At 72.0% G+C, this 18,628-nt stretch carries 12 protein-coding genes and 2 pseudogenes; 3 read left to right on the top strand and 11 right to left on the bottom strand.

Features of this window, described 5'->3' with window-relative positions; translation table 11 throughout:
• Positions 1-336 precede the first annotated feature (336 nt).
• Positions 337-567 (top strand): DUF7455 domain-containing protein, encoded by a 231-nt coding sequence (locus ACQEV2_RS31795; RefSeq protein ID WP_030945102.1) that lies wholly within the window; start codon positions 337-339, stop codon positions 565-567.
• A gap of 97 nt (positions 568-664) precedes the next feature.
• On the opposite strand, the gene ACQEV2_RS31790 is transcribed toward ACQEV2_RS31795, so the two are convergent.
• The 10 genes and pseudogenes from ACQEV2_RS31790 to ACQEV2_RS31745 form a co-directional block, all read right to left on the bottom strand.
• Positions 665-1,519, bottom strand: coding sequence for a serine protease (locus ACQEV2_RS31790; protein WP_433049102.1), 855 nt, complete (start codon positions 1,517-1,519; stop codon positions 665-667).
• A gap of 133 nt (positions 1,520-1,652) precedes the next feature.
• On the bottom strand, positions 1,653-3,182 hold the full coding sequence (locus ACQEV2_RS31785) for an RNA polymerase sigma factor (RefSeq protein WP_433049099.1): 1,530 nt from the start codon (positions 3,180-3,182) through the stop codon (positions 1,653-1,655).
• 425 nt (positions 3,183-3,607) lie between these two features.
• Positions 3,608-4,495, bottom strand: a complete 888-nt coding sequence (locus tag ACQEV2_RS31780) for a FadR/GntR family transcriptional regulator (RefSeq protein ID WP_433049096.1) — start codon at positions 4,493-4,495, stop codon at positions 3,608-3,610.
• A gap of 163 nt (positions 4,496-4,658) precedes the next feature.
• The gene (locus ACQEV2_RS31775; protein WP_433049093.1) at positions 4,659-6,719 is read right to left on the bottom strand and encodes an ATP-binding cassette domain-containing protein; all 2,061 of its coding nucleotides are present in this window, start codon (positions 6,717-6,719) and stop codon (positions 4,659-4,661) included.
• 176 nt (positions 6,720-6,895) lie between these two features.
• Positions 6,896-7,653, bottom strand: a pseudogene (locus tag ACQEV2_RS31770) (NUDIX hydrolase).
• Positions 7,654-7,784: 131 nt separating this feature from the next.
• Positions 7,785-9,704 carry a glycogen debranching N-terminal domain-containing protein gene (locus ACQEV2_RS31765; RefSeq protein WP_433049090.1) on the bottom strand — a complete coding sequence of 640 codons (1,920 nt, stop codon included), beginning with the start codon at positions 9,702-9,704 and terminating at the stop codon, positions 7,785-7,787.
• A 648-nt stretch (positions 9,705-10,352) separates the two neighbouring features.
• Positions 10,353-11,984 (bottom strand): DUF4192 domain-containing protein, encoded by a 1,632-nt coding sequence (locus ACQEV2_RS31760; protein WP_433049087.1) that lies wholly within the window; start codon positions 11,982-11,984, stop codon positions 10,353-10,355.
• A 137-nt stretch (positions 11,985-12,121) separates the two neighbouring features.
• The gene (locus ACQEV2_RS31755) at positions 12,122-12,331 is read right to left on the bottom strand and encodes an NDP-hexose 2,3-dehydratase family protein (protein ID WP_433049084.1); all 210 of its coding nucleotides are present in this window, start codon (positions 12,329-12,331) and stop codon (positions 12,122-12,124) included.
• 382 nt (positions 12,332-12,713) lie between these two features.
• The gene (mca, locus tag ACQEV2_RS31750; RefSeq protein ID WP_433049081.1) at positions 12,714-13,601 is read right to left on the bottom strand and encodes a mycothiol conjugate amidase Mca; all 888 of its coding nucleotides are present in this window, start codon (positions 13,599-13,601) and stop codon (positions 12,714-12,716) included.
• A gap of 135 nt (positions 13,602-13,736) precedes the next feature.
• Positions 13,737-15,089, bottom strand: a complete 1,353-nt coding sequence (locus ACQEV2_RS31745; protein ID WP_433049079.1) for an MDR family MFS transporter — start codon at positions 15,087-15,089, stop codon at positions 13,737-13,739.
• A 187-nt stretch (positions 15,090-15,276) separates the two neighbouring features.
• On the opposite strand from ACQEV2_RS31745, the gene ACQEV2_RS31740 reads away from it, so the two are divergent.
• On the top strand, positions 15,277-15,930 hold the full coding sequence (locus ACQEV2_RS31740; RefSeq protein ID WP_433049077.1) for a TetR/AcrR family transcriptional regulator: 654 nt from the start codon (positions 15,277-15,279) through the stop codon (positions 15,928-15,930).
• 168 nt (positions 15,931-16,098) lie between these two features.
• Positions 16,099-16,161 (top strand): annotated as a pseudogene (locus ACQEV2_RS31735) (adenosylhomocysteinase); the annotation flags it as partial.
• A 131-nt stretch (positions 16,162-16,292) separates the two neighbouring features.
• Here ACQEV2_RS31735 and ACQEV2_RS31730 read toward each other — a convergent pair.
• On the bottom strand, positions 16,293-18,452 hold the full coding sequence (locus ACQEV2_RS31730; RefSeq protein ID WP_433049074.1) for a RecQ family ATP-dependent DNA helicase: 2,160 nt from the start codon (positions 18,450-18,452) through the stop codon (positions 16,293-16,295).
• Positions 18,453-18,628: the final 176 nt, after the last annotated feature.

Here is an 18,628-nt window from a genome sequence, read left to right as displayed (position 1 = left end):
TCGTGCGAAACACAGACTAGTCCAGGCTCGTATGCCTGTTCGATCCCTCGATGGGGTGAAGTACATATCACGTTCCCTTCCAGGCATGAACCATTTAGGCTCCGGGCACGTCCTCATGAACAAACCGGCAACCCGGCCGGGAGGATCTGACCTTGACCGACAGCGCGAAACCGTAAGCAAGACAGAGACGCGATACGGCACATTCGCCGCCAAGCCGGCAGCAGCCAGCCCCCTCGGAAAAATTTCACTGAGGGAGAAGCCACGAGCGGGAACGTTTTGGGGCTGGTTGGATGTTGACCCTGGTACGACAGCTCGTCGAGCTAGAGAAGAGGCGACGTGACTACTGTTCTGACCCCCGCGAGCCCGCTGACGGCCGCTGACCGCTGCGACCGCTGCGGCGCACAGGCGTACGTGCGCGTCGTCCTGCTCAGCGGCGGAGAGCTGCTCTTCTGCGCCCACCACGGTCGCAAGTTCGAGCCGGAACTCAAGAAGATCGCCGCTGAGATACAGGACGAGACGGAGCGGCTGACGTCCGTTCCCGCATCGGCGTCCGAAGAAGAGCGCTGACACCTCGCATCACGACGAGCCAGCTCCGGCACAGGCCGGTTGACGGGCGGCCGCCCCTGAGAGCAGGGGCGGCCGCCCGCGCTCATACCGCGCGAGCTCAGGCCCTGTCAGCCACTCGCGTCCGCGCGCTCCACCGCAGAGCCCGTACGACCTCGGACACCCGCGTGTAGACGCCGGGACTGCCCGCGCGACCGCAGCCGGTGCCCCAGGACACAAGCCCGATCAGCTTCCCCTGAGCGACCAGCGGCCCTCCGCTGTCCCCCTGACAGGCGTCCCGGCCTCCCTGCACCTCCCCGGCGCAGACCATGCTGTCGGCCAGATACCTGCCGTCACTGCCGCCCGGATACGCCTTCCGGCACAGGGCGTCGGGCAGGACATGCACGCGCGCTGCCCGCAGACCGCGCGCGTAGTCGCCCGCGCCCGTGATGTCCCCCCACCCGTAGACCAGGGCCGACGTCCCCGGTACATACGCGGGATCGCCGGCGCCTGCCATCCCGATCACCGAGCTCGCCGGAAGGGGCTGAGCGAGGGTGATGACGGCGAAGTCCCCCGCGTTGGTGGCACTGTCGTAGGCCGGGTTCACCCAGGTGTGGCGGACGCGGATCTCCTGGCCCCGGTTCGACAGCAGGTCCGTACGGCCGGTGATGACACTGAAATCGCGCAGCTGATCCGGTGCGACCCCCAGGACCTCCTCGCTCACGCAGTGGGCCGCGGTGAGCACGGTGGACCGGCCGACCGCCACACCGACGCAGAACTGACCGGCCCGCGTACCTCCGAACCGGTCACGGCTGGACAGCGCCACCGTCCACGGACTCTCGGACACATCGACCGGGAACCCACCGACGACGACACTGTCGGCGGCCGCGGGAGCAGGGGACGCCAACGGTATGGCGGCCGCCGCGGCGGCAAGGGCCAGCGGCCCGGTCAGCGCCCGGGTCAAGAGACGACGCATGCACGCTCCTCACTCACTGGTGGTCGTGGAACACCCAGAGTGATTCAGCACACGGCACCCCGCACCCGCGGGCCAGCCGGAAGGCCCGGTCCCCCCTCGGGAGACCGGGCCTTCGGCGTCGTACGACTGACGACTAGTCGAGGTAGTCGCGCAGCACCTGCGACCGCGACGGGTGGCGCAGCTTCGACATCGTCTTGGACTCGATCTGGCGGATGCGCTCACGCGTCACGCCGTACACCTTGCCGATCTCGTCGAGGGTCTTCGGCTGACCGTCGGTGAGACCGAAGCGCATCGAGACCACGCCCGCCTCGCGCTCGGACAGGGTGTCGAGGACGGAGTGCAGCTGCTCCTGCAGGAGCGTGAAGCTGACGGCGTCGGCCGGGACGACGGCCTCGGAGTCCTCGATGAGGTCACCGAACTCGCTGTCGCCGTCCTCGCCGAGCGGGGTGTGCAGCGAGATGGGCTCGCGGCCGTACTTCTGGACCTCGATGACCTTCTCCGGGGTCATGTCGAGTTCCTTGGCCAGCTCCTCCGGGGTGGGCTCGCGGCCCAGGTCCTGGAGCATCTGGCGCTGCACGCGTGCGAGCTTGTTGATGACCTCGACCATGTGCACCGGGATACGGATGGTGCGGGCCTGGTCGGCCATGGCGCGGGTGATCGCCTGGCGGATCCACCAGGTGGCGTACGTGGAGAACTTGTAGCCCTTGGTGTAGTCGAACTTCTCGACCGCGCGGATCAGACCGAGGTTGCCCTCCTGGATGAGGTCCAGGAAGAGCATGCCGCGGCCGGTGTAGCGCTTGGCCAGGGAGACCACCAGACGGAGGTTGGCCTCCAGGAGATGGTTCTTCGCGCGGCGGCCGTCCTCGGCGATGATCTCCAGCTCGCGCTTGAGCTTGGGGGCGAGCTTGTCGGCGTTGGCCAGCTTGTCCTCGGCGAACAGGCCCGCCTCGATGCGCTTGGCGAGCTCGACCTCCTGCTCGGCGTTGAGCAGGGGGACCTTGCCGATCTGCTTGAGGTAGTCCTTGACCGGGTCGGCGGTGGCGCCGGCCGCGGCGACCTGCTGCGCGGGCGCGTCGTCCTCGTCCTCGTCCGAGAGTACGAAGCCGGCGCTCTCGGTGCCTTCGGGCTCCTCGCCGGGCTTGGCGTCCTCGAGGACCTCGTCCTCGATCAGCTCGACGTCGTCCTTCTTGGCGGTGGTCTTCTTGGCCGCCGTCTTCTTGGCGACGGTCTTCTTCGCGGCCGCCTTCTTGGCGGTCGTCTTCTTGGCAGCGGCCTTCTTTGCGGGGGCCTCGTCCTCGACGGCCGGGTCGGCGGCGGGCGCCGCCGGGGTGGCGGTGGCGGTGGCCTTCTTGGTGGTCACCGTCTTCGCCGCGACCGTCTTGGTGGCGGTGCGCTTGGCCGGACTCTTCGCTGCGACGCTCTTTCGGGTGCGCTTGGGCTCCGCGGCACTGACCATCAGCGTCACACCCTCTTCCTCGAGGATCTGGTTGAGGCTGCGCAGTACGTTCTTCCACTGAGTGGCCGGAATCTGGTCAGCTTCGAAGGCCCGACGCACATCGTCGCCGGCGATCTGCCCCTCAGCCTTTCCCCGCTCAATCAGAGCCATGACAGAGACGGACTCGGCGATCTCCGGCGGGAGCGTACGGGATGTGCTGGCCGACACGAACAACCTCTCGGAACGTTGGAAAACGGCTTCCGGCCCCGTCCACGGCGGACAGGAGCCGACCACCGGCCTGGGGATTGGGCCGACGGTGCGGGCGGGGGCCGGGAAGATGCACAGCGCCGTAAGCGGCGTCCGTATTCCCTCCTCGGCTGTCACCTCTTAGGTCATCGCGTTGTTCCCCCGAGCGTTACGCCCAATCTGCGTGGCCCGAGTCACATCCCGTAACCGATCAAAAACGGATAGACGCGGACAGAAGAGGTCGCCCACGGCCTGAACCATCGACTGTACGACGATTCCACCCCTCATCGCACCGTCGGACCCGCAGGATCCGTAGCGGATCCTGCGGGTCCGACGGGAGAGGGTGCGCAGACCGAGAGATGCCACAGGAGGGGGAGGCACTCCCGGCCGCGCCACCCAGAGGGTGGTCAGTGCTCGCGGGGTGCGGGCACCACGCGCTCGACCTCGGGATGGACGGTGAGCAGTTGACGCATGGCCGCCTCGGCGCCCGCGCCGTCGCCGGTGGCGAGGGCGTCGACGATCCTGCTGTGCTGTGCGAGCGACGTCTCGTTCGGCCGGTCGCAGCCGGTCACCGGGCCACCCGAGACCTGGAGGGCGGCCGAGACGATCCCGGAGAGGTGCTCCAGCATGCGGTTGCCCGCGACCTGGATGAGCAGGTTGTGGAACTCGCTGTCGGCGCGGGAGAAGGTGAGGACGTCACCCTGCCCCATGGCGTGGCCCATGATCTCGACCATGTCGGCGAGCCGCTGCTGGACGTCCTCGCGCCCGTGCCCGGCCGCGAGCCGGGCGGCGAGGGGCTCGATCGTCCAGCGCAGCTCGCTCAGCTCCCGGCGCTGATCGTCGCGCTGCGGCCCGAAGGCCCGCCACTCGATGATGTCCGGGTCGAGGAGGTTCCAGTCGCTGACGGGGCGCACGCGCGTGCCGACGTTCGGGCGGGCGCTGACCAGGCCCTTGGCCTCCAGGACGCGGAGCGACTCGCGGACGACGGTGCGGGAGACCTCGAATCGCTGGCCGATCTCCTCGGGCACGAGCGGACGGTCGGCCCCCAGGTCACCGGAGACGATCATCTGGCCGAGCTGCTGGACGAGTTGGCCGTGCAGCCCGCGGCCGCGGCTGCCCGCGGCGCGCCGGCCGACACGGCCCAGGTCCGGGTCCGCGCCCTCCCAGGCGGGGGATCCGACGCGGTCGGCGACGGGGGCCTCGGCGTAGGGGTAGCGGTCGAGATCGCCCGGGCCGGCGAGGCCGGAGTCTGCGGAACGGGCGGCGGTCATCATGGTGTGCGCAAGGGTACTCACGGATCCTTTGTCGGCGCCGTCCCCAACTCCCTTGAGGTCTTTGGTGAAAAGCACACGAAAGGGTGATCGCTCACCCCGTCGCAATTGACGCCTTATCGGAAAGAAATGGGCTTTCCCCGGGGAGTTGTGCGCACGACGGGGCCGGGAAGAGCACGGATGGTCGTCATCGGACCCTGCTGCGCACGGTCGTGAGGAGATAGGCGGCCAGCAGCGCGGCCAGCGACAACGTCAGTGCGCCGCCGACGGGTTGGGCGACCACGCGCGCGACAGCGGCCAGATAGCGCTCTCCCCCGAACGGCCACTGCGACAGGAGCACCTCCCGCAGCCGCAGGGGAAAACCGGCCGCAGTGCGCACCGAAGGCCCTTCCATGACCTTCCGCACGAGCGGTACGAGGAGGATGGGTACGGCGACGACCGCCGCGAGTCCGGCCGTGGTGGACCGGAAGAGCCCCGCGGCCAGTACGCCGGCCCAAGCACAGCCGACCACGAGCCCGATCCAACTCGCGCTCAGCCAAAGCCAGTCGGCGGGAACTTCCGCGAGCTCCCGTCCGTAGACGAGATAGAGCACTTCGATGTCGCAGCCGACGGTGAGGACGGCCAGCACCAGCGCGGTGGCGGAGGCGACGAGGAGCTTCGCGGCCAGCAGCCCCAGCCGGCGGGGGACGGTGCCGCGATCCGCGGCCAGGGCGGGGTGGCGGAACTCGTCGCCGAACGCGATCGCACCGAGCAGCCCGGCCCCGAGCGCCGCGGGCGGCAGCGGGAGCTCCCGCGGCCACGCGACCAGCAGGCGATGATGCGGAGTGTGCCCGATGCGGGCGAGCAGTACGGCGGTGAGGGCGGACACCATGAGCACCGCGGCGGAGGTGAGGAATCCGGTGCCGACTCCGGCGGCGCGACGGAGTTCGTAGCGGAGGGGGCGCAGGGGGCTGGGGGCGGGGCGGACGGAGATGGGGGGTGGGAGATCGGGAAGGGCGTCGACGGAGGAGGCAGGCGGGCGCGGCCCGGCGGATCGCGAGGAGGGCCCTTCACCCGCGGTGGACCCTTCACCCTCGGTAGGCCCTTCATCCTTGGTGGGCCCGTCACCCTCGGTGGGTGCGTCGGCCGGTCGGGGCTCACTCGTGCGTGCCTGTGGCGTGTACGGCTTGCCGCCCGGCGTCGGCGGCGCGTCCGGCAGCGCGGTGAGATCGCCGGCCGTGTCCACCGCTTTGCCCGGCGCGGGCACGAGCGCCGGCGACGCCGTGGTCTCACGCCCGCGATCACGAGTGGTGATCGCTTCACCGACCGGCGCCGACTGCGCCGCGCCGATCTGGGACTCCGTCACGAGGTGCGATACGTCGGTCGCGGCGCCGGGCCCCATGTCCCCGATCTCGTCGGCGAGTTGGTGCACGAGGATGCCGTGGCGGTACGCGGTCTCGCCGACAGCGGCGCATGTACTGCCGTACACGGAGAGGCGGTTGCCGCCCTCGCGCACGACCTCGACGGAGCGCTGTGCGGTGCGCGCCTCCTTGGTGAGCAGAGCGGCGAGGCGGGAGGCGTGGGGGCTGCGGACGGCGACGCGGGGGCGCAGCCGAGTGCGGGAGAAGTCGGCGGCCTCCTGGTCGGCGACGAGTCTGCCCCGCTCCAGGGTGACGACCCGGTCGGCGGTGCGTGCGGCCTCCTTGGGGTCGGCCGTGGTCAGCAGGACCGTGCCGCCCTGGGCGGCGTGCGCGCGCAGCATGCCGTACAGCCACCGGCTCTCGCGGGTCGAGAGCCCGTCCGCGGGTTCGTCGAGCACGAGGGTGTGCGGGTCGGCCAGCAGCGCGCAGGCCAGACCGAGGCGCCGGTCCATGCCGCGCGAGAGGGTGCCCAGGCGTTCGTCGCGCAGGCTGACGAGGCCGACCACTTCCAGGACTTCGTCGGCGCGCCGTGCCGGGACGCCCGCGGCGGCGCAGAGCATGCGCAGATGGCCGCGGACGGTGCGGGCCGGGTGCCCGGGGACCTCCCCCATAAGCACGCCGACTTCGCGCGACGGATGGGCGATGCGGTGCAGGGGGCGGCCTCTGAAGTAGGTGATGCCACGGCCGCGTTGGAGTTCGAGCATGAGTCTGAGCGCCGTCGTCTTGCCCGCTCCCGACGCCCCGAGCAGCGCGGTGACACGGCCCGCGCACGCCTCGAAGGAGACGTCGTCGACTGCGGGAGGAAGCTGCTTGCGAGGGTCGCTGGTCAGTCCGATGGCCTGGATCACCCTCAGCAAGATAGCGCGTTATGTCCGTTTTTCCGGGCAGCGCAAGGCCTTCTGCCTGTGCGGCAGTCGGCCGGATCGGATCCCTGTTCGCCTCTCCCGGCCCTGTTTTCCTGTCATCCCCGCGCCCGGATCGACCTCGTACGGGCCGAGCCAGGCGTCCCGCACCGGCTCTCGCGTCAGACCTCGGGGCGCAGCATCGGAGGGTTGAGCAGTGTGGCTCCGCCGGCCCGGAAGAGCTGGGCGGGGCGCCCGCCCTGGCGTGTGGTGGTGCCGCCGGTGGGGACGAGGAAGCCCGGCGTGCCCGTCACCTTGCGGTGGAAGTTGCGGGGGTCAAGCGCCACGCCCCACACCGCCTCGTAGACGCGGCGCAGCTCTCCGACGGTGAACTCGGTGGGGCAGAACGCCGTGGCCAGCGACGAGTACTCGATCTTGGAGCGGGCGCGCTCCACGCCGTCGGCCAGGATCTGCGCATGGTCGAAGGCGAGCGGCGCCACCGGCTCGCCGTCACGGCCGTACCCGCCCTGCTGCAGCAGTTCGTCGACCGGCGCCCAGCGGGCGTTGCTGGCGTCACCGCCCGCGCGGGGGCGGGCAGGTCGGGGGCCAGCGCGAGGTGGGCGACGCTGACGACGCGCATCCGGGGGTCCCGCTTGGGGTCGCCATATGTCGCGAGCTGCTCCAGGTGGGCGCCGTTGTCCTGCGCGGGGACGGACGGGTCGTGCGCGCGCAGCCCGGTCTCCTCGGCCAGCTCGCGCGCCGCGGCCTGCGCCAGGTCCTCGTCAGCCCGCACGAACCCGCCGGGCAGGGCCCAGCGCCCCTGGAACGGCGGCTCACCCCTGCGCACCGCCAGCGCGCACAGGGCATGGCGGCGCACGGTCAGCACGACCAGGTCCACGGTGACGGCAAAGGGCGGAAAGGCTGACGGGTCGTAGGGCATGCGGCGATCATAGTCGTCTGCTTGACGATAAACACTCCCTTCGCCGACCTCGTCGACGGCTGATCCAATTCGGACCGGAATCAGCCGCACCTTGCTCCCCCGCAGGTCGCGCCGTGTGACGTCGTACGAGGTCACGCTCGCAGTTGGAGCCCGTCGGCCGCCTCCTCGACCATGGCGAGGCCCAGCCTGTTGACCCGTATGGAGAAGGGGGCGCCGACGACGCGCAGGCCGGTCAGGACGATCTCGCCCAGCGGCGCGCTGCGCATGGGGCGCAACGTGATCGTTCGCCCGGGCGCGTCCGGGCGGATGCCCGCGAGCGTGGTCAGCAGGAGCACCCCGGCTGCCGCCGACGTGGCCGCGGGGCGGCAGGCGGCGGGGTGCGGGAGAGGAGCGCTGCCGTCGGTGCGCCGCTCCCCCGCGTACATCTCGGGCAGCCGGTGGCCGAACGCCTCCGCCGCGGCCAGTACGCCCCGCAGCAGCGCACTGGCCTCCTTCTCGTAGTCGGCCGCGGCCAGGCCCGCGACGGCAAGCGCGGTCGCGTGGACCCGCACGGCACCGCTGCGGTGACCGAACGGGTTGTGTCCCGCCTCCCTCGCGCCCAGTCCGCGAAGGCCCCAGCCGGAGTCCATGGCCGGAGCGCCGAGCAGCCGGGCGAGCTGTTCGGTCTGCACCTTGTCGAGCAGACCGGGGGCCGGTTCTCCGCCGCCGAGCAGGCCGGTGTCGAGGAGATGGACGGCGGCGGCGCCGAGATGCGGCACGAGGCGTCCGTCCGGGGTCCGGGCCGCGGCGGGTCGGCCGCCGCCCACGTCGTCGATCCAGAGGTCCGCGCGGAACGCCGTCCGCAGCGTCCCGGCCCACTGCCGCAGCTCTGTCCCGCCAGGTCTGCCGCAGGCGTCGAGGAGATCGGCGCCGAGCAGTGCCGCACGATGGGCGTGGGCCTGGGTCTCGCAGCGGACGGGGCCGCCGGGGTGCGGGTCGCGCAGGTATGTGCCGTCACCCGCGGCGGTCCGCAGCCAGGTCAGACACCGCTCGGCCGCCGGGAGGAGCTCCTCGGTCTCCGGCTCGGGCAGCCCCCAGCGTCGGGCCTCCGCGAGCAGCGCGGGGAAGAGCAGCGTGGCCTTCGTACCGGTGCAGCTCGGCGGCAGATATGTGCCCGCGTCCCGTATCGGCCCGGGAATCATGCCGAACTGCGCGTCCTGGCGCAGGAGTTGGGTGCGGGCGAGCGTGCGCAGCGTGCCCGCGGCGAGCCGGGTCCCCAGGGGCAGGGTCATCCGGGCCGCGGCAAGGGCGTCGGCCGGGGCCAGGCCGCAGCGCCAGGGCACACCGGCTGCCAGGTGTGTGTCGGACGGGTGGTCGGGGTCGCGCAGCAGGAGGGCCTGGAGGTCCTCGATGCTCGTCCGCAGCAGGGCCTCCACCCTTGGGTCGTCGCCGGCCGCCCGCGCCGGGGCGAGCGGGCTGGTCGCCGCGCGGCCCACGGCCCGCACGGGGCCCGCTCGGTCCGGACGCACCCGCAGCTCGATGCTCGCACTGCCGCCTGCGGGCAGCGCCAACTCCCAGCGCAGCAGCCCTGCGGAGGCCAGCGCGTCGGCGGGCGGCGGGTCGGCCGTCACTGCCGAGTTCCCCCTGGCGGACGACCAGCGCAAGCCGGAGGCGTGGACGCTGGCGGGCAGTTCCGGGCCCGCGTTGCCGCACGCGATCGCACCGAGATCGGCCAGGTCAGTGCCCAGGGCGACCTCGACCGGCACACGCAGGGGGCGGGCGGCCGCACTGTGCAGCGTGATGCGCTCGGTGCCGTCCGCGTGACGGGTCCGCTCGACGACGATGTCCGGGTCGGGGCCCGCCTGCGGGGAGGCGCGCAGCGTACTCACGAAGCGGGCACAGTCGGCCCCGGTCATCCGGGCCTGGACCACCAGCGGTTCGCGTCCGGCCACCCGGACCTGGCAACGCGAGAGCAAGCGCCGACCCGCGCGGTAGAAGCCCTCGAGTCCCTGGCCGTTCAGCTGCCCCTGGTCCGTGGAGATGGCGAGGCCCGGGAGGGCGACGCAGATCATGGCGTCATGGGTGGGAGGCAGGTCGGCCGACCGACGCGCGGTCGGTGGCTGAGCCGGAGAGGGGCTGCCTTGAGGCGGGGATGCGCGCCCCCCGCTGCCGTTCTCGCCTGGCAGCGGCCGCCGGACAAGAGGTGGGCTCTCGTCCGCCGGTCGGGCAGGGGGTGGCCCCGGGGCCGGCCCGGCCTGCTGCCTCTGGGACGGCACCGGTCCACCAGCCGTGGCGCGATGGTCCGTGGCCGCGGAGGTCGAAGTCGGCTGTGGCATGGGGCGGCTCCTCTGCGCTCTGTGCGCCTCGTGCGTGTGCGGCGCCGACTGGGGGTCAGGAGTGACAGGGGCGGTGCGGCGGCGCGGTGGTCCGGGCGTTCCGCCACTCAGGTGAACGGGGAGGGATCCCTCCAGGTCACGGCCGTTATGGGTGACCCCGCCAAAGGGCCACGACATGCCCCGAGTTCACCAGCCGGACAGCAGCGTCGTCTTCATCGCATCTGCCAGCCTGACCGCATCCGCCACCTCACCGCACCGGCGCCCTCCACCGCATCCACGCCCTCCACCCCATCCGTGCCCTCCACCGCACCAGCCCTACACACCGCACCCGTCACGGCCGCCGTCCCCTCCCCGCCACCGCTCAAAGCCCTGCCCCACAGCCGCTCACGCGTCCTCCACGGCGCCGCCCCCTCCAGGACGCGCGCCGTCCGGGCGGGGCCGACTCCTGTGTCCGGCTCCCTTCTTCGAGGCACGCGGAGCCGGACTCTTCGAGGTGCGTGCAGCCCTGCCGGCCGGCCGCGGTGCATCGGGATGCGCACCCGTCGGCGTACGCGGCCGTGAGGCGCCTGTCTTCCGCTCCCGCCCGGCGGTCCTCGCGGAGCGGGGGAGGCTCCCGCCTGAACCCGCCGTAGGCCGAGACCGGTGACGAACACCCGCCTCAGATGTCGACTGCGGCTCAACCGCCTCGCACTTCTCCACCTCGCGCTCGTCCCCCTCGCGTTCGTCCGCCTCGCGCTCCTCCCCCTCGCGCTCAACCACCTCACCCCGTACCGGCTCTCCCACGTCCCCCGGCTTGTCGTGCCGCACCGCGCCCGTCCGCTCACGGCCCATGCGTTCCGCACGCAGGCAGCGGCGGATCGACTCGGGGTCCAGCCCCTCGTTGCAGGCCTGGTGGAGCAGGCGGGCGAAGAGGTAGTCGGGGTCGGCGCCGAGTGCCATGGCGAGGGCTTCCCGGGCCTCCAGCTCATCGCCGGTGGACCAGGCGACCCAGCCGGCGAGGGTGAGGGGCGCCGCGGCGTGCTCGCCGTACGGTCCGACACAGCGGCGGGCCAGCGCTCGCCAGAGCCGGAGGGCGGGACCGGCCTCGTCGCCCTCCATCCACTCGGCCGCGCGGTCGCGCGTCGCGCGGTCCTGCAGGCCGAGAATGAGCCTCGCGGCTTCGTCGTGTCCGAGGAGTTCGTCGTCGCGGAGATCCCCGGTGAGCGTCCCGGACACGGGCGGGGCCGCGGCGAACCGGCTCATGAGCCGCTCGGCCAGGTGCAGCGTCTCCTCCGACACACCCGCTCGAGTCGCGGCGTCGAGGATCCTGGGGACCAGCGCCATGCCGACGGTGTCCAGGGCGATCTCCTGCTGCAGCGCGGCGGCGGTCTCCCAGGGCAGCAGCCTGGCCCGCAGCTCGCGCAGCGTGCCGCGCACCTGCACTCCGGCATACGTGGCCGCGGCCGCCAGCACCGACGTCCCGGGCAGTCCCATCGGCCGGCCCTCGGGCGGGCAGCACTCCTCCTTGTCGCAGCAGTAACTCCAGAAGCGGCCGTCCGAGATGCACAGGGCCTCGATCACCGGCACGTCCAGGCTGCCGCACGCGAGACGCGTCTTCTGGGCCAGTGGCCGCAGCCTTTCCATGACCTGCCGGCCCGTCTCGCCCTCTGCCGGTTCCTGGCAGAGGAAGGCGACCATCTGTTCCGGCCGGGCTCCCCTGCGCTCGCCGCCCCTCACCAGTCCGTGGGCCAGCTGCCCGGCCGCGGAGTCCCAGTCGTCCGCACTGGCGGGAATGCCGAGCCGCGCCCGCCCCCCGAACCGGCCGCGGCCGTCCCGGTCGTGCAGGGCGACGAGCACGATGCTGTCCTCGGGGCGGTATCCGAGGAGATATGGAAGGGCGTCGGCCAGTTCGGCCGGGGTGCGCAGGGTGACCTGGTTCTCAGGCAGGTGCCCGTCGTACGCGGTGCCGAGGTGCTGGTCGCTGTCCGAGGTGTCGTTGGCCTCGGGAGATCCCGTCGTTTCGCTGTGGTTCGTCATGCGCAGACGATCTCGCGGATGCCGAGGCTCCGCTTTGCCCTGTGGATAAGTCGGACCAGGGACACGACAAGACGGGGCTCCGTAAGACCGGAGCACCGTCAGCCCTCGCGGCGAGCTGCCCCGCTGCGTGGGCGCGCTCAGCGACGTATCTCGTCGAGCAGCGCGGCCTGACCCAGGCAGTGGCCGTCGGGCGGAGCCCCCTGCCGCACCGGGCGCTCCTCCTGGGCGAGATATGCGTAGTTGCCCGGCCTGTACTGCACGGTCGGCCCGAGTTCGCCCGTGTAGAGGAAGCCCGCCTCGACACGGGCGTGCGCCAGGACGTGAGGGACACTTCCGATCCGTCGCATGAGGCAGGCGGTGATGCCCCGTCCGTGCCGCTCGAACAGCGGTTGTGTCCGACACCGATCCAGAGGTGTACTCGGTGAGGATGTCGCTGTTGGACGGATCGGCGACCACCCTGTGCGGCTGGTCCAAGTAGGCAGGGTGCCGGGTGACGTTGCCGGCGAACAGCCGGCGCGTGCCGATCTTCCGGTCTTCGAGGAAGTCGACCAGTTCCGCCCCGCCGAAGGGTGCTTCGGGGTCGACCGTGAGGGCGAAGCCGAACCAGCTCGGATCGCTGCGCGGGGTCGCCTCCGGCAGCACGAGGTGCGGCTGCCCCTCCCGTGCGGCCAGACTCGCTGCGGAACGGCGCGGCCGACCGTCGAGTCCGCCTGGAGCCCGGGTGAACGGTCAGTGCGCGTCGGCGGACACCCCCGCGAAGAGGTCGTCCTCCGGCACTGAGGAAGAGACGTGGGAAGCGGCCAGGTGGTAGTCCTCCGTGGGCCAGGCCTCGGCCTCCAGGTCCAGCGGACAGGACAGTTCGGGGCCGTCCGGGTCGACCTGCGTCTCATGGGCGAGCAGTGCCGCACGACGGACGGGGAAGTACTCGGCGCACTCGATCCGGGTGGTCGCCTCCCAGGTCGGCCAGGCGTCGGGCCAGTTGTCCAGGACGGCGCGGGCCGGCGAGTCGAGTCCGGCCCCGCTCATGGCGGCGTCGATCGCCTCGAAGTACTCCTTGTTGAACGCACAGGTGTAGTACAGCTTCTGCGGCTGCCACGGCTCGCCCGTGCCTGGATAGCGGCCGGGGTCGCCGGCGGCTTCGAAAGCCTCCACCGCCACCTGGTTGGTCTTGATGTGGTCGGGGTGGGGGTAGCCGCCGTTCTCGTCGTAGGTGACGAGGACATGCGGCCTGAAGGCGCGCACGGCCTCCACCAGGGGGCGGGCGGCGGTCTCCAGGGGCTGCAGGGCGAAACACCCCTCGGGGAGATCCTCACCGTCCTTGGGCAGACCCGAGTCGGTGAACCCGAGGAACCGCTGGTCCACGCCGAGGATTTCGCGGGCGCGGGCCATCTCGCGGCGGCGTCGCTCGGGGAGTTCGGCCCACACCTCGGGCCGGTCGAGGCTGGGGTTGAGCACGTCGCCGCGCTCACCGCCGGTCACGGTGCACACCAGGACGCCGGCGCCGTCACGGGCGTACTTGACGAGTGTGGCGGCGCCCTTGCTCGACTCGTCGTCCGGGTGGGCGTGCACGGTCATCAGGCGCAGTCCCCTGCGGGTCGGTCGAACGGTGGTGGTCATTGCTTCTCCTGTCGTGCGAAGTGCCGTGCCGGGGGCGTCGGGTTCGGGACTCGGGGCTCGGGACTCGGGACTCGGGGGCTCGGGGGCTCGGGGGCTCGGGGGCTCGGGACTCGTGGGAGCGGTACGGCCCCTCCGTCAGCCCTTGCCCGGAGCGTGCCGGGGGTACAGCGCGGCCGGGACGAGCGTGAGGGTGCTGAGGGCGAGGGCCCACAAGAAGGTCTGGGCGTAGGCGTCGGGCACGCCCTGCGTTCCGTCGGCGGCGCCGGCCAGGGCAGTCTGCAGGATCACGGCGAGCACGGCGGTGCCGAGCGAGCCGCCGACGCGGTTCAGGACGGTGCGGGCGCTGGTGGCGGCCGGGATCTGACCGCGCGTCACGGAGGTGTACGTGACCGCGACGTTCGGTGGGGTGATCGCACCGAGCCCGACTCTCCTGACGAACAGCGCGACGGCGAGGACGGCGATGCCGGGTCCGGTCCCGGTGAGGACGAAGGGCACGGTGCCCGCGACGGTGAGCAGGGTGCCGGTGATCGCCACGGCGCGCGGCTCGTAGGTGTCGGTGACCCGGCCCGCGTACGGGGTGATCACGGCGGTGCCGAGCGCCTGCGGGGCCAGCATCAGCGCCGCCTCCAGCACGCTCATTCCGCGTACCTGCACGAAGTACAGCGGCAGGAGCAGCATCGAGCTGTAGAGGGCGGCGCCGAGCAGGAGCGTGTTGACGGCTGCGAGGGTGAAGCCGCGTCCGGCGAAGAGCCGGAGGTCGACCAGCGGGGTGTTGCGGGTGCGCAGCGCGTGGACGATGTAGCCGGCGAGCAGGGCGACGCCCGCGACGAGCAGTGCGCCGTCCAGCGGCCGGAGGCCGCCTCCGTCCACCTGCGCGAGGGCGTAGACGAACAGGGCGAGCCCCGGCGGGAGCAGGGACAGACCCACGCCGTCGGGCCGCAGGCCCCCGACACGTTCGTCGTCGTCACCGGGCACGATGCGGACGGCGAGGGCGAGCGTGACCAGCCCGACGGGCACGTTGACATAGAACAGCCAGCGCCATTCGACGCTGTGCACGATCAGGCCGCCGATGACCGGCCCGAGGATCGGCGCCAGGGCGACCGGTGCGGTGATGACGCCGATCAGCCTGCCTATGCGCTGCGGTCCGGCGATCCGGGCGATGACGGACTGCGCGATGGGCTGCATGAGCCCTCCGCCCAGCCCCTGCAGCACGCGGAAGGCGATCAGGGAGCCGGGCGACCAGGCCGCCCCGCACAGCGCGGAGGCCACGACGAACAGAGCCACCGACAGCAGCCAGGTCCGTTTGCCGCCGAATCGGTCCACGAGCCATCCGGACAGCGGCGCCACGAGGGCGACGGCGAGCAGGTAGCCGGTGCTGACCCACTGGATGGCGGTCAGCGACGCGTCCAGCCCATCGGCCATGGAGCCCACACCGACGTTGACGATCGTGGTGTCGAGCTGCGCGAGGACGGCGCCGAGAACCAGCACCGCACCGATCCGCAGCAGGGACGGGGTCGAGGCGGTCCTCGGTCTCGGACGGAGCGACGGGACGGGGAGCGATCGAGCGCTTCAAGAACCCTCCGGGGCGGGTGAGTCGAGGCTGGACACGGAGAACTTAGGTCGGACCATGACTTATGTCAAACCTAAAATTCGCCTGAACCAAAGGATGGCTACCATGGGCAGCATGCAGGGATCGGGAACGGGGCTGCGCGAGCGCAAGAAGCAGCAGACACGGGAGCGGCTGGCCCATGTGGCGACGCTGCTGTTCATCGAGAAGGGCTTCGACAACGTGACGATCAGCGACATCGCCGAGGCCGTCGGGGTGTCGAAGATGACCGTCACGAACTACTTCCCGCTCAAGGAGGACCTCGTCTTCGACGCCCATGACCTCGCCGTCGACAGCCTCGCGCGGACGGTGCGCGAGCGGGTGACGGGCGAGTCCGCCTGCCATGCGCTGCACCGGGCATACGTCGCCGGGCTGGGCGGCGCCGACCCGGTGCTGACCGGGCACGCGTCGCCCGGCTTCGCCCGGCTGGTGCACGACAGCGCCCGGCTGCGGGCCCGTGAGCGCGAGATCGACGAGCAGCGCGAGCAGGCGCTCGCCGAGGCCCTCGCCACCGCCACGGGCGCCGCCGGCCACGACCTCACGCCCTGTCTCGCCGCCGCCCAACTGGCCGCCGCCCACCGGGTCGTCTTCCGGCTGGTCCGCCGCCTGGTACGCAGCGAGACGCCCGCCGCGGAAGTGGACGGCGCCGCCGCCGTGGCCGCCCGCGAGGCCTTCGCCCTGCTGGAGCCGGTGCTCGGCCGCTACGCGGTGCGGGAGGCCTGAGCCTCCGTCAGCCGGCCCGGCGCCCGGTCGACGGCGGCCGGCGGCTGATAGCGGCGGAGGACGGCCCTTTCCCTGCGCGTCGAGGACGCCCGCGAGCCGCTCGTGGACGTCGGCCGCGCTCGCCCCAGGCACCACGGCATGCGCCGTCGCCCCCACGGTGCGGGCAGCCCCGAGCAGGCCGCGTACATCGGCGTCGAGGTCGAGGGCCCGTACAAGCCGGACCACTACCGCACTGAGCCTCCCGGAACCAGCGCCTCCCGATACTGGCGCCTCCCGGAAACGCCCCGCCCACGGCGCACCCCGGCCGAAAACCCCATCCCAGCCGGGAACCCCCCGGCCGGAATCTCACCCGGCCGGAAAGCTCAGCCTGCCGCAGCGAGGACCAGCGGAAGCACCTTCTCGGTGCCGGCCTGCCGCAGCAGGCGGGCGGCCACCGCGAGGGTCCAGCCGGTCTCGGTGTAGTCGTCCACGAGCAGGACGGGGCCTGCAGAGCCGGCCAGGGCGCCGGCGAGCTCCCCGGAGACGGTGAAGGCGCCGGACAGCGCCCGGAGGCGTTGAGCGGAGTTGCTGCGACGTGCTGCGTGCGCTCCGCTCGGACCGGTGTAAGTCAAAGTGCCCAGAAAGGGGAGGCGGCCGACGGCCGCGATTCCCTGAGCGAGCGAACCGACCAGCTGCGGACGCGTCACGGACGGTACGGCCACGACGCCCACCGGTCGTGCGGAGGCGTCCGGGACATCGGGCGCCCAGCCGCCCGGGGAGCGCGCCCAGTCGGCGAGGACCGCCACCGCGGCCCGCAGGACATCGTCGGGGACCGGACCGTCGGGCGCGTTCTCCGCCAGCAGCGGGCGCAGCCGGTTGCCCCAGCCGATGTCCGAGAGCCGCCCCAGGGCCCGGCCGGTGGAGCACTGCTCCTTGGCCGGGATGCGTCCCTTGAGGTCGACGCCCAGCGCGGGCATCCCGGTCGGCCACATGCGGCGTGGCTCGATCTCCACTCCCGGGCGGTCCAGTTCCTTCGCCGCCCCCGTCAACGCCTCCGTCGACACACCGGAATCGACCCAGGCGCCCGCGCAGTTGTCGCAACGGCCGCACGGGGCTGCCCCGTCGTCGTCCAGCTGCCGGCGCAGGAACTCCATCCGGCACTGGGACGTGCTCACATAGTCACGCATGGCCTGCTGCTCGGCGGCCCGCTGCCGAGCGACCCAGGCGTACCGCTCGGCGTCGTAGACCCACTGCTCTCCCGTGGAGATCCAGCCGCCCTTCACCCGCTTGACGGCTCCGTCCACGTCGAGCACCTTGAGCATGGTTTCCAGCCGGGTGCGCCGGAGGTCGACCACGGCCTCCAGGGCCGGCGCGGACAGCGGCCGTCCAGCATCGGCGAGTGCCGACAGCGTCTGGCGTACCTGCGCCTCGGGCGGGAAGGCCGTATCGGCGAAGTAGCGCCAGATGGCCTCGTCCTCCTTGCCCGGCAGCAACAGCACATCGGCGTGCTCCACGCCTCGCCCGGCGCGCCCGACCTGCTGGTAGTAGGCGATCGGCGAGGACGGCGAGCCGAGGTGGACCACGAAGCCCAGGTCCGGCTTGTCGAAGCCCATGCCCAGCGCCGAGGTCGCGACCAGCGCCTTGACACGGTTCTCCTGCAGATCGGACTCGGCCTGCAGCCGGTCGGCGTTCTCGGTGCGCCCCGTGTAGGAAGCCACCGGGAAGCCGCGCTGGCGCAGAAAGGCAGTGGCCTCCTCGGCCGCGGCCACCGTGAGCGTGTAGATGATCCCCGAACCCGTCAGTTCGTCCAGGTGCTCGGCGAGCCAGGCCAGGCGATGCGCGGCATCCGGCAGCTGGACGACGCCCAGCCGCAGGCTTTGCCTGTCCAACGGACCGCGCAGCACCAGGGCCTCGCCGCCACCGGTGCCCAGCTGCTCGGCCACGTCCGCGGTGACCCGCGCGTTGGCGGTCGCGGTGGTGGCCAGGACCGGCACACCGGCGGGCAGCTCGGCGAGCATCGCCCGCAGCCGCCGGTAGTCCGGGCGGAAGTCGTGGCCCCAGTCGGAGATGCAGTGCGCTTCGTCGACCACCAGAAGACCGGTCGTGGCCGCGAGCTTGGGCAGGACCTGCTCGCGGAAGTCCACGGAATTGAGACGTTCCGGACTGACGAGGAGAACATCGGTCTCGCCGCGCTCGACCTCCCCGTAAATGATCTCCCATTCCTCCGGGTTGGCCGAGTTGATCGTGCGGGCCCGGATACCCGCCCGCTCGGCCGCCTCGACCTGGTTGCGCATCAGCGCCAGCAGCGGCGAGACGATCACCGTAGGGCCGGAGCCACGTCGGCGCAGCAGTGCGGTGGCCACGAAGTACACCGCCGACTTTCCCCAGCCGGTGCGCTGCACCACCAGGGCACGCCGACGCTCCTCCACGAGAGCCGCCACCGCCTGCCACTGATCCTCTCGCAGGCGCGCCGATCCCCCGGGGGCACCGACCAGCTCGGCGAGGATGGCATCGGCTTCAGCGCGCAGCTCCAGAACGTCCATGCCCCCATGCAACCCGACGGCACTGACAATCGGCCACTTCACCCTGTGCACAGGGGGTGGCGCCGTCGATCCTGGATGTGCAAGGTTGATGGCGCCCAGGGCAGGCCTCGCTGCGCGCGCCGCACGAGACACTTGGTCGCAACGTCGGCGCCGCACGCGTACCAGCCCACCCGACG

The organism is Streptomyces sp. CA-251387, from assembly GCF_050936625.1.
Taxonomy (GTDB): Bacteria; Actinomycetota; Actinomycetes; order Streptomycetales; family Streptomycetaceae; genus Streptomyces.
Note: the sequence above shows the minus strand (reverse complement) of the source record. Positions and strands in the feature narration are given on the sequence as shown.

Bases quoted from the DNA above. Each gene is read 5' to 3' on its own strand.
- ACQEV2_RS31790 (WP_433049102.1), bottom strand. From the start codon at position 1,519: ATGCGTCGTCTCTTGACCCGGGCGCTGACCGGGCCGCTGGCCCTTGCC.
- ACQEV2_RS31765 (WP_433049090.1), bottom strand. From the start codon at position 9,704: ATGATCTGCGTCGCCCTCCCGGGCCTCGCCATCTCCACGGACCAGGGG.
- ACQEV2_RS31760 (WP_433049087.1), bottom strand. From the start codon at position 11,984: ATGACGAACCACAGCGAAACGACGGGATCTCCCGAGGCCAACGACACC.
- ACQEV2_RS31755 (WP_433049084.1), bottom strand. From the start codon at position 12,331: ATGCGACGGATCGGAAGTGTCCCTCACGTCCTGGCGCACGCCCGTGTC.
- mca (WP_433049081.1), bottom strand. From the start codon at position 13,601: ATGACCACCACCGTTCGACCGACCCGCAGGGGACTGCGCCTGATGACC.
- ACQEV2_RS31740 (WP_433049077.1), top strand. From the start codon at position 15,277: ATGGGCAGCATGCAGGGATCGGGAACGGGGCTGCGCGAGCGCAAGAAG.
- ACQEV2_RS31730 (WP_433049074.1), bottom strand. From the start codon at position 18,452: ATGGACGTTCTGGAGCTGCGCGCTGAAGCCGATGCCATCCTCGCCGAG.